This window comes from Paraburkholderia unamae, assembly GCF_003096875.1.
GTDB lineage: Bacteria > Pseudomonadota > Gammaproteobacteria > Burkholderiales > Burkholderiaceae > Paraburkholderia > Paraburkholderia unamae.
Window position 1 is genome coordinate 409046 of record NZ_QEOB01000001.1, and the last position, 13633, is coordinate 422678.

Consider the following 13633-nt stretch of genomic DNA (forward strand, 5'->3'; position numbering starts at 1 on the left):
CGACGAGAGCGTATTCATGTAGCCGGGAACAATCAAAATGTACGAGAAGAATTGGAATGCAGTAGAAGCGAATCACGATGAATCATGGGGCATCGCTCCCTATGAGGCGCGACACTTCGAACTTAGGAAGGGCAAGGTGGTTCCGGAGAGTAGTTTAATCACGGGAAGCATAGCGAGTGACGTGGACTACATCACACAGTGCGTGATGAAGATCATCGACTCGAATCGTCAGCTATTTACGACAGCGCCAGTGACCGAACTCGGGTCTCCAAAAGGGAAGCTCGGAATCAAATTGTCGAAAGCAGGTGTGTGCTTTATCAGGTGTCTGAGGATGGATCTTGATCACATCGTAAACAAATATCCGAGCATTGAGACGTATAACCGCTATTTTGGCATCTTCTGCAAAGCTGTAATGCGTGACATTGAATTCGAGGAGGACAGGGCGCCATTCGTGCTGTTTGCGAAAGAGGAGTGGCTGGCTTACAGGGACTGGGAAACATGTTCAAATGGGATGCTCACGCGGATCGTCAGTCATCTAAATACTGTCGTTGATGAGATCCGTCGAGAGGGCCATAGCGAAGCGTTCAGGGACTGGAAGGGGAGGTTGCTGCGACAGCCTAATGAAAATGAAGAGCGACTCTGGTCGCTGGTGCTCGCCTGTTTAAGCGTCAATCACCACATCAACGTATTGCGGGTTGATCTGGGCTATGCGCAGTACTATTGCGATCGTGAGTTGTCGGGAGAGAATGCGATTGAATACCCTGACGTACGGGCGCATCGGATTGCATTGAGGCGATTCCTGAAACGTGATCTCAAGAAATACGTCAAGAATCCAGCGGCATGCAGAGGAATGGCTTTCGCGATCAAGATGGAGTTCGGCCTCGACAAGACGTATCACTTCCATGTGATCGTAATTCTCAATGGCGATGTCGTGGGACAGGATGCGAGTGTCGCGCAGGCGATCTGCGACTACTGGCAGGAAGTGATTACCGGCGGCAAGGGTGGTGCATATAACTGCAACAGGGCCATCTACACGGACTGCGGCATTGGCTCTATTCGCTACCACGACGAAGAGAAGCTGGATAATCTGAAGACGATTGTCGTGCCGTATGTGACGAAGGTCGATTATTACGTTTCGATGACCAAGCCTGAAGGTCATCGCTCATTCTGGATGAGTCATCCACCAAAGATAGAGGCGAAAAGAAGGGGTAGAAAGCGCGGTAAGGGCGTCGTTACGAATGAAGCGGCGACAAAAAGGAGGAGTGTTACAATGTAAAAGAAAGGGAATGGCGCTGATGGCCATTCCCTAAGACCGGCTTATTCCTTGATCCGAAAGACTTCCCGATCCGGCGCGTCCTTGATCCAGCTGGGCGGCTGACCGCGTCCAGTCCACGTCTGGTCGCTTTTCGGATGTCGGTACTGGGGTTTGCCGACAGTGCCCGAGGCGCTCTTGGCGCTTGCGGCTGCTTTGCCGGACTTGCCGCTGTTTGCCACAGTGAAGCCGAGATCTTCGGCGCTCAATTCGTATTTGGCAATCTCGGCCTTGATCCGCGCGATGGCTTCAGGTTTTTCTTTCTCGCGCAGTTCATGCGCCCGCTTGGTGAGTTCTTGGGCCTTCTGCAATAATTCTTCGAAGTTTTCCGACATCGATTCCTCTCCCCGTAGCTGTCTGAATCATCGGTCAGGCATTGTCGCATGAGACGTCTTCTTCAGAAAGCGAGAGTCGCTTGGCAATTCAATCGGAAGGTCCTGAAAGCCATTGCGCAATCTCACTTCGATTCAGTCTGCCGGATTGCGAAGGGGCGCTGTCGCTGATTCCCGCAACTACCCTCACTCACTGATTACTAGTGGAGTCTCGCGTGCTTCATTGCGCCTTGTGCCCGCCTGCAAGACGCTCGGAGGCTCCGGCTGCTACCTCGGGTGGCGGTGGAATGTGACCCCATTCTTGCCCTGTATTGAGCTCTGAAGGGGATCGCTATTGTGCTCGATTCCGTTGCCTTGATCGGATCGCTTCAGTAGGCCAGTGCCGATCTCTGAAGGCGGCCTTGACCAATGCCAGGGCTTCGTCAGCAGTCCAAGCCCATCCGGAAGGAATGAGTTGGCCGGATTGGCGCTCATTGTCGACGTTGGTTCTTACCATGTAAGGTTATACCGCCGGAAGAGCTTGTGAAAAAACCATACTGCGTTTGCTTGTGCGTTATTTCAAAGCAACTCCGACGCGCCGAATCGATAGATCTCGTATCCGGCTAGTTTCAGGTCCCGGTCTGCCGCAGCCATCTGCGCATAGCGGTACACATCCGCCCGACGGGTATCGGGGGCACCGCGGTGATGCAAGCCATCCACCTCAATCACGATTCGGATGCCGTGAGGAAGCAGCAGGAGGAAGTCCATGCGAAAGCGCAAAAGTGCGTCTGCGCCTCGCGCTCGCCACACCCAAGAGCATTACCGAACCTCAAGATGGGTTGCCCGGCCGCTTGCATTTGAACTTTTCTGATCTCTTGAATGAATCTGCCCGGGCCCGACGAGCGTAGCTGGACCGCGACGCATCCCGGGCGCGGGCCGTTCGATGCGTGTCGCGAATTTGGCGAAGACGAAGCAACCGATGCCCCGATGTCCTGCATCACCGGCGACATCCGCCCGTCTGTCCGGAGTCCATTGAAGTGACCGCCTTTAAGGTGCTGTTGTGCAGGTCAGCGCATGCTGTACAACTCGTCGCGGACGACGTTCAGCGTATCGCCGCGCTCGACGGTTATCCGAACCGGGATCACCAACTCGACGACGTTTGGCAGATTGGATGCATGGGCCTTGAGCCGAATGACGCCAGACGCTTTTCCCACAGATGCGGGGTCTGGCCGAAACAGAATTTCCAGCTGATAGGGTTCATGCTGGTGCCGGAACTCCTCGCATTCCAGCGTCCATTCCGTCGCTTCGGTAGTCGGGCGATTCGGCTCCCAGTAGAAACTGCGAGGGTCGTGGCGTCGCTCGCCCAGGATGGCGGTGATGTCAGCGGCGATACCGCGCCCTTCGCGCGGCTTATAGAAGTCGGGAACTGCCGTCATCCGCATGAAGCGATCTGCGACGCTCACGTACGCGCCGGACGGTGGCGTGGGCGGTGCCGTCAGCAGCGGCCTTGCGTTGTCGCTTTCGTCGTCGTTGCGTTTCTTCTCTGGTGCGCCGAAGACGAGCGAGCCTTGTGCCTCGACGGTGAGCAGCAGGTTCTTCGCCGGCTGCTGCCCCCTGTTTTCGAGCATCAGTGTCATTCGCGAAATCAGGTCAACGTTCAGCCTGTGATGGATGTTTGCCAGCTCGGATCTGATCTGTTGTAGCCATTCCGGGTAGGCCTTCTGCTGGTAATGGGCAACTGCCTGCGCGCTGGCAGGCTCCCATTGATCGAATTGATGAGCCAATACGGTAGCGAGCGCGGATATCCTGTCATCCTCTTGGACGGGAGGCTCGGTGGGAAAGCTCGTCTCCATCGCGAACTGCGCCCGGATCGTGTCCATTAGAGCTTCAATATCGGCGTCGCTGAGTTCCGGGAACAGCGTAACCGATGCGGAAACCCGATTGTCTGGTGCGTCGGGGAGAACGAAGACGAGCTCTGGTTGCTGACTCGACAAGGCTTGAACCTGCTTGCGCAACTCGTCGATTGTCTTGTCCCGATCGTCGTTCTCGGGCGGGAGCATCCATTCCTGTGGCGGTCGCCGGAAAGGAAGACGCTGCGATTTTGCTGTTGTGAGCGCAGCTGTGTCGTTCGACAAAAACGTTACCGTCGTGCCCGTGCGCTGTTGCTGCACGACCAGCGCTTCGGCGACGATCTGGTCATCAGTGTTAGCGAGATAGAGATCTGGAAAGTCGTCCGCCCTGATCTGCGGCATCAGTAGCTCAAGGCTAATTGTGACGCCCTTGACCTGCGATGTAATTCGATCGTCTACGGAATCGATGACTTGCGCAAAGAGCCCGCACGCTTTACGCGCTCTCGAGGCCCGGCGACCGTTGCCACCGTCCTTGTGGCGGTCAAGCTCCCTTTGGACCGCTCTCGGCACTGCGATCGTGATGGCCATTTCATCCGTGACCAGCGACCAGTCGAGCATTGCGTAGTCGAAACACTGCAGGAAGAAGTTGGTGTCTGGAACGAAAATGTGCATGGCGCCTGCAATTTATGGTGGTGTGGTCTGTGGCGCAACGGCATAGCGCCTTTACGCCGCTTCGCACGAAGGCGACGGCCATTACAACAGTATCGGGCGGAGCGCGTTGCCGCCATTGCGTCTAGACGGTATCTGTCGCGAGTGCAGGCAATACGGCGGCCGAAGCTGCTGAATTAACTACGCGAGATGGATCTACGCCTGCTGCTCCTTCGCTTGCGCCGGCCTTCGTTCGCCGCTTCCGCGGCTTGGGGCTCGCTTCCGATTGAATGGGGGACTGTTGATCGACTTCTGAAAGTGGGAGCGGATAAACCGTGTCGGTTTTGAGCAATCGGCTAGCTGCATCGGCTCGTAACGCTGCGTTTAACAGCACTGGCATGGCGATCAAATCGAGCGAGAGTAGTGTGGCCACCATGATCGGCTCGATAAATTTGAAAACGACGCCGACGAATACCAGCGCGACATAGGGGGCGACGGCAAACAGCATCAAGATCTGAAAGAGCTGTTGAAGAGACAGCCTAGGCTTGGTTCGCGCGTCCTTGAAGCATCTCTCTCGAGGATGGAATTTGACGTGCGCGCCCGCTTGCTGGATGTTGCGAAGCAGCGTCAGTGGACTGTCACGCTCAAGCGCGAATCGAATGGTATCGCCGGGTAGCTCGATGCCGAGCATGTCCTTGACGGCGATTTGCAACGCTCCCGAGGAGGCGCTGCGACCACCGTTCTTCCGGTTCATGATGTCGTAGAGGCGTTTGGTACGCCCCTGAGACAGTCTCAGATTTCCATTGCGAAATTTGGTCAGGGTAACCCCGAAGACAATCGGAGCAGTCACGACCGACAACACGCCTATTGCAAAATGGCTACGCAAAATCATGTCGAGGATGGTGGTTATTGTGCTCATACTCGGCCTCTAAAATGTACGAATTTTGTCACTCGACCCCAAGGCGGTGATCTAATCGTTTAAGGATGCGGATTTGCCGCGAATGCTAGGCAGTTCACGCTGGCGCATCGGACGCGAAGCGCCTCGGTCTTAGGACCCAAGTGGCAACTGCGACGGCCGGCAGACCACCAGTACCTCTGAGATACCAGGCAATGAACGGAGCGCACGAATTGTCGTGTCGTGATTTTGCACACTGCTTGACTCATCGTAGATGAAGACGATGACTTCGCTGTAGCGCTCGGGCGTTTTGAGGTAGGGCACCAGATCTTGCAGCACTTCCTTTTCTATGGTCTTGAAGTCACCGGCAGACCGGGCGTACTTCGCCTCAATGAGCAGGCCCAGACTGGGAATTCCGAAATCAGCACGGTATGTAGAATGCCCGAATTTTGGCAAAGTATCTTCGTCTTCGAGATCGTCGAAGATCGGTCGTAGGATGAGCCAAAGGATGTCCTGGACCTCACGCTCGCTTCTGATGGGCCACCGGATCGGTTTCTGAAGTTTGTCCGAGTCCCACCGCCACCTCTTCATGGCCGTCTCAAAATTGCGCAGTGCGTGGACGACGGTCGCTGGTGAGCGGAGTGCATCCGACGTCGTGTCTGAGACGGCATTGCGGATGCAACTCCATATCAGGGCGCTTTGATGAGCGGGATAACGATCAAGGGACGCCGACAGGGCGTCCTGAACGACGGATTCATGCACTTTCGTCAATTGTTCGTGGGGCGCCTTGCTAATCTCGCTGGGCAGGCGGAACCACCAGGCGAAGGCCGCCCTGGATTCCACCGGCGACTGCATATCGAGCGTCGGTGCGAGAGGATCCTTGGTACAGAGGTGGCACGCGTAGCAGGTCAATGCGTCCGTACGTCCGCTCGGCGTCTGAGCAAGTTGTCGTGCTACTGAAAGGCACCAGATGGCATAGCTCTCCGACCGATTTCTCAACAGTTGCGCGCCAATACAAAGACCAAGCAGCACACCGATGTCATGCAGGGCCGTTCCATGCCCCGCAGCCGCGGGATCGCGGGTTGTTGCCCGCATCAGACCGTTCTCCAGATCGGCAAGATATGTTCCGTCTCCCGTTGCGTGGATCGTGTAGGCGAGAGCGGCTACGCACGCAAGATTCGACGCATCGTAGACGTCATGCATCCATGTCTCATTGCAGTTCACGTCCCATTCGATGTTAAAGCGCGGGTCGCCGGAGAGCAGGTGCCTGGCAAGTAACCCGCCGACGTTGCCTTTGCGGTTCGCACCGGTTACGTTCGAGCGGAGTTGCTCAAGCGCCGTACCTATCCATGTGGCGGTCATAGAAACCACCTGCTCTCGCGCAACCGTGTAGTGAGAATGTCCGGATTCCAGTTGGGTACCTGCCGAAGATTCCCGAGCAGTTGCACGACGAAATTGGGATACGAAATGGATACCGGCCGCGACGATGGCATGACGGTGCGCCACGACATGAAGCTGAGGTCGAAGACCTGTTTTGCAATGTAGTCCAGACTCTGGAAAGTCGAGTCCCGATGAATAGCGACGAGAACCGGACGCGGGCAGCCTTGTGCGTCGGATTTCAGCTGACGCGGACCCGTCAAGGTGACCAAGGCCGCGTACGGTCCAAGAGGGACGATCTGTCCGCGATCAGGCACTGCCACGCCTTTCACTTTTCTGCCGGCTGCCACTCCTTCGCTGGTGGGATCAAACAGCTTCCAGTCGTGCTCATCGCTGACTTGCACAAAGGCATACTCGACCTGAAAATCCGACAGCCGTTTTACCAAATCGGAAACTGCTGCGGCCTCAGAATCCTTGTATCGCTTGAACGACTGGTGAAACACGATGCGAAGTCGGTCACCCTTTTGCCAGCCAAATCGCCGCCGCAGCTCGGCCAGACTAGCCTCAAGCGAAGCAAGGAGCGCTTCCTGATAGCGCACAGCTTCGACTTCTGCGGTTGCATTACCCAGCAGGTAGTTCCCGTCGCCGCTGAATACCGTCGTGATCCCGACGAGACGTTCCCGCTCACTTAGCCGGTCGAATCCGACTCTCGCGCTGCCAATCCCGACGATGACTTCGTGAACCATCTTCTGTTGCAAGGCGAGGGTCCATGGGATACCACCGAGCTTGGCATACAGCGCAACCGCGATGTTGGTAAGCGTGAAGGCCAGACTCCCAGGAGGCTGCAGAATCGTCTCGATCCGGACCATCTGGACCGGTATGCCTTGGGACATGAGCGCGGCCTTCGCGACGTAGTACGGACTGTCCGCGCCATGAAGGCCCTTGTCGTTCTCGGTGATGACCACGATCGCGACGTCTACTCCCCGGCGGGCGGTTTCCAGCGCGGCTTCCTTATAGGTGCTTGCTCGGCTGCTACTGCCAGCGGACTTGACTGGCGTCCAGGCGAGGTCAACCGACTGAAGACGGAACTTTCGTAACAAGCCTTGGGAAAACGGCTGCGGCTTTCCGTTGGACGGCATCCCGTCGCGTAGCGTGGCTCCGAACTGCTCGACGTGTCCGCTGTGCTCGGCGGGAAAAATAAACCCGATCGTGACGCGCTTTCGTTCAAAGCTGTCGCAGTCAAAAGGCCCGTTCGATTCGATTTGTGGGTCAACTGGCCATGGGACCGTGATGGAGCCGCCCGGCCTGAGGCTGCATTGTGGTGCCGGGAAACGCCGGGACATGCCCACGCCCATGCCTGGTTGGACTTCCGTGAGGTGACCGTCCAACTGGATTGTCAGGCCGTTACACGCGACAAGCTCACCCTGAATATCCTTGAACTCGAACATTTTCTTCAGCCGTGCCAGTTGTTGCTCGGCACCGGATATTTTGCTGATGCACGTCTGCAATTCGTGCTGGAATGCCTTGTACCGATTCCCCAAGAGTTGTCCGCCCAGCCGCTCGAATGTGGCTGTGCTCGGTTCGACCCACGCCGCATCCAGCGCGATTCGGTCGACCCTGCAGTCGTCCAGAAACGCATAACCATCTTCGACTCGCACCACCCGGCCCGCCAGTTTGCGGTCGAACATGGGCAAAATGTATGGATCGTCGGTTTCGTCGCCAGCCAGGAGGTACAACCCGACCAGTGAGGCGCCGCGTTTATGCAGCGCCGCCGCTGTCGGGCGGACAAGTAGTCGAGCTCCAAAGTTGATGACGACGCCATTGATCAGCGCGCCGTCTTGCGGCGCAAGTGGCCGTACGTCGAAGCTGTACTCGGGCAGAACGGAGAATGTGTCCGATTCCGGCCCGGACAGCAGGTTCTTGGTAGTGTTGACAAACCGGACAGGTCTCAACCCAGAGATCTGGCGGCTGTTGTTGAAAAAGGATCGAAGCAGTGCATTCCGTGCGAGGGCGTTGGCGATCGCGTGGTCTTCTGTGATGTCGAAGGTGCGCGGCGTTCCCTTGCTCTTGCCGACAGCGGGATAGGGGAACTGGGCGATCTGGTCGCCAACGCGTAGGCAGAAATGCGTAGATCGAAGTTCCCGTCGTAAGGCGCGCAGCTGATCAGCGTCCGTATAAGGTATCAGGTAGCCCGAGAAGGCCTGACTGGAGAAGCTGATAGGCAAATGGTTAAGCAGCATCCGAGCACCCCGCGAAGACTTCCACTAGTCACTATGGCTTTTCTTTGCTTGCAAACGCAACCGGCTTGGACATGATAATACCCAGGAACAGGTGATTACATTGGCTGGCGAGTCTCTTGACGAACGGCACTTCCCGGCATTGTGGAAGAAATGGCTGAACTGCTTGCCCAGCATAAGCTCGTTCCCTTCTTGGGTGCTGGTATCTCAATGCAACATCTGGATATGGCTGCTGCTGAACTTGCGAGGGAAATGGCGGAGGAAATTTGCTGCGCGCCAGAGACGCGGTTATCTGACGTCGCTGATGGATACGTGGGAAAATGTGGTGAAGCGGCGTTTGTTGACTATATGCGTCGAAAGCTCGTCGTGGCCGAGTTGGACAATCGCAAGGTGCCGTCTCATCGGCTATTGGTTAGCGCTCCACGTGCTTATCGACGACGATGTTCCACTTGCGATTCATCGCTGCAAAAACTGAATCGAAATGATCGTCAGGAAATTGGGCGATCTTGCCGAACTGATTGGTCGCATCCATCAGTACCTGCAACGCAGTTGAGACTACTGCCTGAACAAACTCGGGTGCATCGTCCTGCTTGTAGACCATGCTCTCTTCGCCCTGGTGCCGGAGCGCCAGGACAGCCAGGTCGTTGTGAGAAAAGGCACACAGCATCGAATACGGTCCAACCAAATGCCACAGCCCCGCAGTTCCGAGGTCGTCGCTGATTTTTTTCGGCTTGTAGCCCGCCGCCCGGAAGTCCTTGCACTGCGCGTCGCAAGCGCTGTAGCTCTCCTTGATCGGCTCCTTCAAGTCTTCGGGAATATTGGGATCAGCAAGTATGCCTTCGTAGACACGTCGCTCGCCTCTCGACTTCTCGTACCGCATCTGGTCTACGTAGGTGCTATCAGTCCCAAGCATTTTCATCGCCACGAGTGCTTCGATCATTGATCGAACATGGGTCGCAGAATGCGTACTCATGTGGGAATTCGCCAGTAGCAGCGCTGCTTCGAACTGCTCGGCGATGGTTAGTACCAGGCCGACTCGCAGACGGTCCGGTCCACCCTTCGGAGGTCTTGAGCGAACAATGAGGCTTCGAAGATCGTCAAGAATTTTTTCCGACGTCGTGAGAAGTTGTGCGACGGTTATTGTGCTCATCTTCTAAATGCCAATGGTTCAGTCCAACACGAATCCCTTTCCGGACATGTATGCATCGAAGAGTTTGAGATGCTCGTCGTCCGGGGGAGCTGCCGTGAAATCGAGATGACGGATGCTGTCGGCAACATCGCGACGGTTGATATAACCCATGCTGTACTTGCCGTTCTCCAGTTCGAAGTCCAGCGAACCGCACCAGGTGTTGATCCGTCCATAGCCGGGCATCAGCGCCGCCTGTTTTGGATTACCACTGACTTCGTGTTTTGCAAGCGACACCCGAATCCATTCCAGACGTGTGAAGGCGATGTAGGTATGCCGAAGCTGCCTATCTAGTTCGGCTATTATCGCGTCGTCGTTGAGTACCAGCTCGATGTTCTCAATCCTGATTCGCAACCCAAAATGCGAACCAACCTTGTCCCGTTCTTTCAGAGCCTTCAGTTTGTGTTCAAGTCCGCCGTTCGCGTGCCACTTGACAATTTCACTCGCTCGTTGCCTCCAGGTTCGCAGCAGTTCATATGCGGCGAAAATCCACATTTGCGACTGCGCCACCAGAAAGTAAGTGCTTGCGGGTGTGGAATCTGTCTCAGTTAGCTCCCGTAGTACCTTGTACTCCAATGGCATGAGAAACTGATCAACCAGGTTCAGGTTTTGCGCCTGCGAACGTAGGTACATGTCGTCGGAAAAGAAGACGAGATTCGATAGCGCTTGGTAGAGCGCCATGCCGCCGATGGTCTCAGGGTCGGCGTATCGCGGACCTTCGTCGTGTTGCTCGAAATCCTCATCCATGTTCGATGCTCCGGGATTGCTGGCCAAAACAGACGTGCTCGTTCTTACGTCTATTCTATCCGGCGACGATACTGCCGCAGGTTTCATCCCGGCCTTTTGCGAGACAGCCGTGTATTTCCAGCGAAATCCAAATCATGCGTCGCCCGGGAGTTAGCGCACGATGCTCCGTTTCTTCACTCTCCATACCAGAACATCTAACCCGGTCAGTTCAGCCCATCGTGACGCTCGTTCACACGTTCTCGCGACGATTTAAAAGAATCTGAGCCATATATAACCGTTGCGAGCCCGGCTATTACCGCGGCTCGCCGGTGCAACCCTGCATCGGCGTTCTCTTCCAGGAGTTCGCGATGCTGTATCCATCTCCCATCGAGTACCTGACAGCCTTCACCCTCGCCTTCGCCGGCGGAGCACTCTGTTCAACCTTGCTCCACAAGCACGTCGACAGGGTTCGCAAGGAGGCGAGCACGCATGCATGACCGTCCCCCATTCATCCCGTTCGACGAGGAGGAGGAAGGGTGGCCGTCCGGTCCGCTGCGACTACCCCAGTCGGATGCCAGCGAATCGCCGCGCTTTCGCTCGAGCACTGCCGATGGTGATTATCCCTGTCCGCAATGCGAGTCGCCCCGGACAGTGCAACGCCACATCGCGAGGCGGATTTTTGGCGCCGTTGGTGCGGCGGCGGGCGTGACCAGCACAGTCGCTGCTGCACTCTCGGGCGCAGAGGCAGGTGCAGTCCTTGGTGTGGTCGGCGGCCCGATCGGCGCAGTCTGCGGCAGCATCGCAGGCGCCATCCTCGCCGGACTCGTCGCCGGAGTTGCGGGCTGTGCCACGGGCGCGGCGCTCGGCGAAGCTCTGGACCAGAAGGTCCTCCTAGGCTGGCGCTGTCTTGCCTGTGGACGCACCTTCACCGTCCGTTCCGACTGAGTTGTTCCGCCTCTTTCATCCCCTTCATTTTCACTTGTCCTGCCCGGCCTTGCGCCGGGCTTTATGCCTTTTTATTCTAACTAGGAGTCAACATGCATCTCGTGCAATCGATGGCCTACGTCGGCCAGGAACCGTGGCATGGCCTCGGTAACAAACTCGCTCCGAAACAGCCGCTCGAAACGTGGGCCAAAGCTGCCGGGATGGACTGGAGCATCGAAGAGGCAGAAGTGCGCTTCGTCGCCGGCAACGAAAACCTCGGTTCGATCCACGCCTTTCCCGAACAGAAGGTCCTCTACCGTAGCGATAACAAGACACCCTTGTCCGTCGTCTCGGCCCGCTATCAGGTCGTCCAGCCTGCCGAGATTCTCGACTTCTACAAGGACCTCACCGAGTTCTCAGGATTCGAACTCGAAACCGCAGGCGTGCTCAAGGAAGGCCGAAAGCTCTGGGCGCTCGCAAAGACGGGTCAATCGGCCACGCTCAAGGGACGCGATACCGTGAACGGCTACCTTCTTCTCGCCACGGCCTGCGACGGATCACTAAGTACGACTGCTCAATTTACGAGTGTGAGGGTGGTCTGCCAGAACACGCTCGCTATCGCGCTGGGAGACAGCACTGGCTGCGTAAAAGTGCCGCACCGCTCGCAGTTCGACGCAGCGGCTGTCAAGCGGCAGATGGGCCTCGCCACCTCGTCATGGGAAGCGTTCATGGTTCGCATGAAGGCGCTGTCGGAGTGCAAGGTGTCCGATACGGTTGCGGAGAAATTCCTGCGCCGCGTGCTGACCTATTCCACGACCAACACGGCCGATCGCGATGCGATTTCGGTCAACGAACGCGCAATCAAAGCGGTTGGTCAGCTTTATGCCGGTCGTGGCATGGGTGCCGACCTCGCTTCGGCATCCGGCACTGCATTTGGACTCCTTAACAGTATAACCGAGTATGTGGACCACCATCGCCGGGCGCGCAGCAACGACACTCGCGTCGACGCTGCGTGGTTCGGTGCCGGTGCCGCACTCAAGCAGCGAGCCCTGGATGAAGCACTCAGGCTCGTCATGTAATCCATCCACCTTTTCCGTTCAACACCGGCCCGGTCAGGTTCGCCTGCAGGGCCTTTGCACACCTGGAGGTATGCATGTCCCAACCTGAAACAGCCGGGCGGCGCAGAAACCGTCCTGCATTACGCCTCGTTGAAACGAAGCATCTGGAGCGCGACGACTGGCTTGCCGTCCGTCGTACTGGCATTGGCGGCTCGGACGCCGCTGCCGCCGTGGGGCTGAATCCGTATCAGAGCCCCCTGGAGCTCTGGCTTGACAAGACAGGGCGCTCAGAAGGCCTGCCACGTCCGGCTCCGGACGACACAACCTCGCCCACGTATTGGGGTGCGATCCTCGAACCAATAGTCGCTGCGTCGTACACCAAAATGACCGCGAATCGCGTGCGGCGCGTCAATGCCGTACTGAGACACCCCACGATTCCTTTCATGATCGCCAACCTCGATCGGGAGATCGTTGGTGCACGTGATGTGCAGATTCTCGAGTGTAAGACGGCGGGCGCTTTTGGTACGCGGCTGTGGCGCGATGGCCCGCCCGAGTACGTTGAATTGCAGGTGCAGCACCAGCTGGCAGTGACAGGTAAACAGGCAGCCCACGTCGCCGTGCTGCTCTGCGGCCAGGCGCTGGAAGTGTTCCGCGTCGAGCGGGATGACGCACTCATTGCCCGGCTCATCGAACTCGAAGCGCGGTTCTGGCATTACGTCGAGACGGATACTCCGCCGCCGGCCGATGGCTCGGAGTCAGCCGATCGAGCGCTACGTCACCTGTATCCGGGGAACGGTGGTACGGTCGATTTCACAGACGATCGGCGTCTGTCGTCAGTGTTCTCCGACCTCGTAGCCGTGAGGGACGAAATTGAAGCTCGCCAGACAATCGAAGCGCAGCTGAAACAGCAAATCCAGCAGGCGATGGGCGACGCCACGCGCGCGATGTTCGAAACCGGCGAAGTGTCGTTCAAGCGCAGCAAGGATTCATCCGCCGTCGACCTGAAACGATTGCTCCTCGATCACCCCGAGTTCGAGGCGAAGTACGCACTATCGAAGCCCGGTTCCAGGCGCTTTCTTGTCTCCACCTGATTTCGCATTGCCCTTTCA

General features: G+C 57.2%; 12 protein-coding genes. 4 read left to right on the forward strand and 8 right to left on the reverse strand.

Features of this window, described 5'->3' with window-relative positions; all coding sequences use genetic code 11:
- Positions 1-37: 37 nt before the first annotated feature.
- Positions 38-1276, forward strand: a complete 1239-nt coding sequence (locus C7402_RS01860) for an inovirus-type Gp2 protein (protein WP_116609431.1) — start codon at positions 38-40, stop codon at positions 1274-1276.
- A gap of 41 nt (positions 1277-1317) precedes the next feature.
- Here C7402_RS01860 and C7402_RS01865 read toward each other — a convergent pair whose 3' ends face one another.
- The 8 genes from C7402_RS01865 to C7402_RS01900 all read right to left on the reverse strand — a co-directional run bounded on the left by C7402_RS01865 (position 1318) and on the right by C7402_RS01900 (position 10563).
- Entirely contained in the window at positions 1318-1647 is a 330-nt protein-coding gene (locus C7402_RS01865) for an H-NS histone family protein (RefSeq protein WP_116609432.1), read from the reverse strand.
- Positions 1648-2202: 555 nt separating this feature from the next.
- On the reverse strand, positions 2203-2391 hold the full coding sequence (locus tag C7402_RS01870) for a hypothetical protein (protein WP_208948878.1): 189 nt from the start codon (positions 2389-2391) through the stop codon (positions 2203-2205).
- A 299-nt stretch (positions 2392-2690) separates the two neighbouring features.
- Entirely contained in the window at positions 2691-4145 is a 1455-nt protein-coding gene (locus C7402_RS01875) for a PIN domain-containing protein (protein ID WP_116609433.1), read from the reverse strand.
- 121 nt (positions 4146-4266) lie between these two features.
- Positions 4267-5040 (reverse strand): hypothetical protein, encoded by a 774-nt coding sequence (locus C7402_RS01880; protein WP_116609434.1) that lies wholly within the window; start codon positions 5038-5040, stop codon positions 4267-4269.
- Positions 5041-5169: 129 nt separating this feature from the next.
- Positions 5170-6378 carry a PD-(D/E)XK nuclease domain-containing protein gene (locus C7402_RS01885; protein ID WP_133254403.1) on the reverse strand — a complete coding sequence of 403 codons (1209 nt, stop codon included), beginning with the start codon at positions 6376-6378 and terminating at the stop codon, positions 5170-5172.
- Positions 6375-8633, reverse strand: coding sequence for an argonaute/piwi family protein (locus C7402_RS01890; protein ID WP_116609436.1), 2259 nt, complete (start codon positions 8631-8633; stop codon positions 6375-6377). The genes C7402_RS01885 and C7402_RS01890 overlap by 4 nt, the downstream gene beginning before the upstream one ends.
- A 409-nt stretch (positions 8634-9042) precedes the next feature.
- Complete coding sequence (locus tag C7402_RS01895; protein ID WP_133254404.1) at positions 9043-9780, reverse strand: DUF5677 domain-containing protein; 738 nt, start codon at positions 9778-9780, stop codon at positions 9043-9045.
- Positions 9781-9798: 18 nt separating this feature from the next.
- Positions 9799-10563 carry a hypothetical protein gene (locus C7402_RS01900; protein WP_116609438.1) on the reverse strand — a complete coding sequence of 255 codons (765 nt, stop codon included), beginning with the start codon at positions 10561-10563 and terminating at the stop codon, positions 9799-9801.
- Positions 10564-11031: 468 nt separating this feature from the next.
- On the opposite strand from C7402_RS01900, the gene C7402_RS47340 reads away from it, so the two are divergent.
- From C7402_RS47340 to C7402_RS01915, 3 genes are all read left to right on the forward strand, one after another.
- Entirely contained in the window at positions 11032-11487 is a 456-nt protein-coding gene (locus tag C7402_RS47340) for a hypothetical protein (protein WP_208948879.1), read from the forward strand.
- A 92-nt stretch (positions 11488-11579) separates the two neighbouring features.
- Entirely contained in the window at positions 11580-12545 is a 966-nt protein-coding gene (locus tag C7402_RS01910; RefSeq protein ID WP_116609439.1) for a DUF932 domain-containing protein, read from the forward strand.
- Positions 12546-12619: 74 nt separating this feature from the next.
- The gene (locus tag C7402_RS01915) at positions 12620-13615 is read left to right on the forward strand and encodes a YqaJ viral recombinase family nuclease (RefSeq protein ID WP_116609440.1); all 996 of its coding nucleotides are present in this window, start codon (positions 12620-12622) and stop codon (positions 13613-13615) included.
- Positions 13616-13633 lie beyond the last annotated feature (18 nt).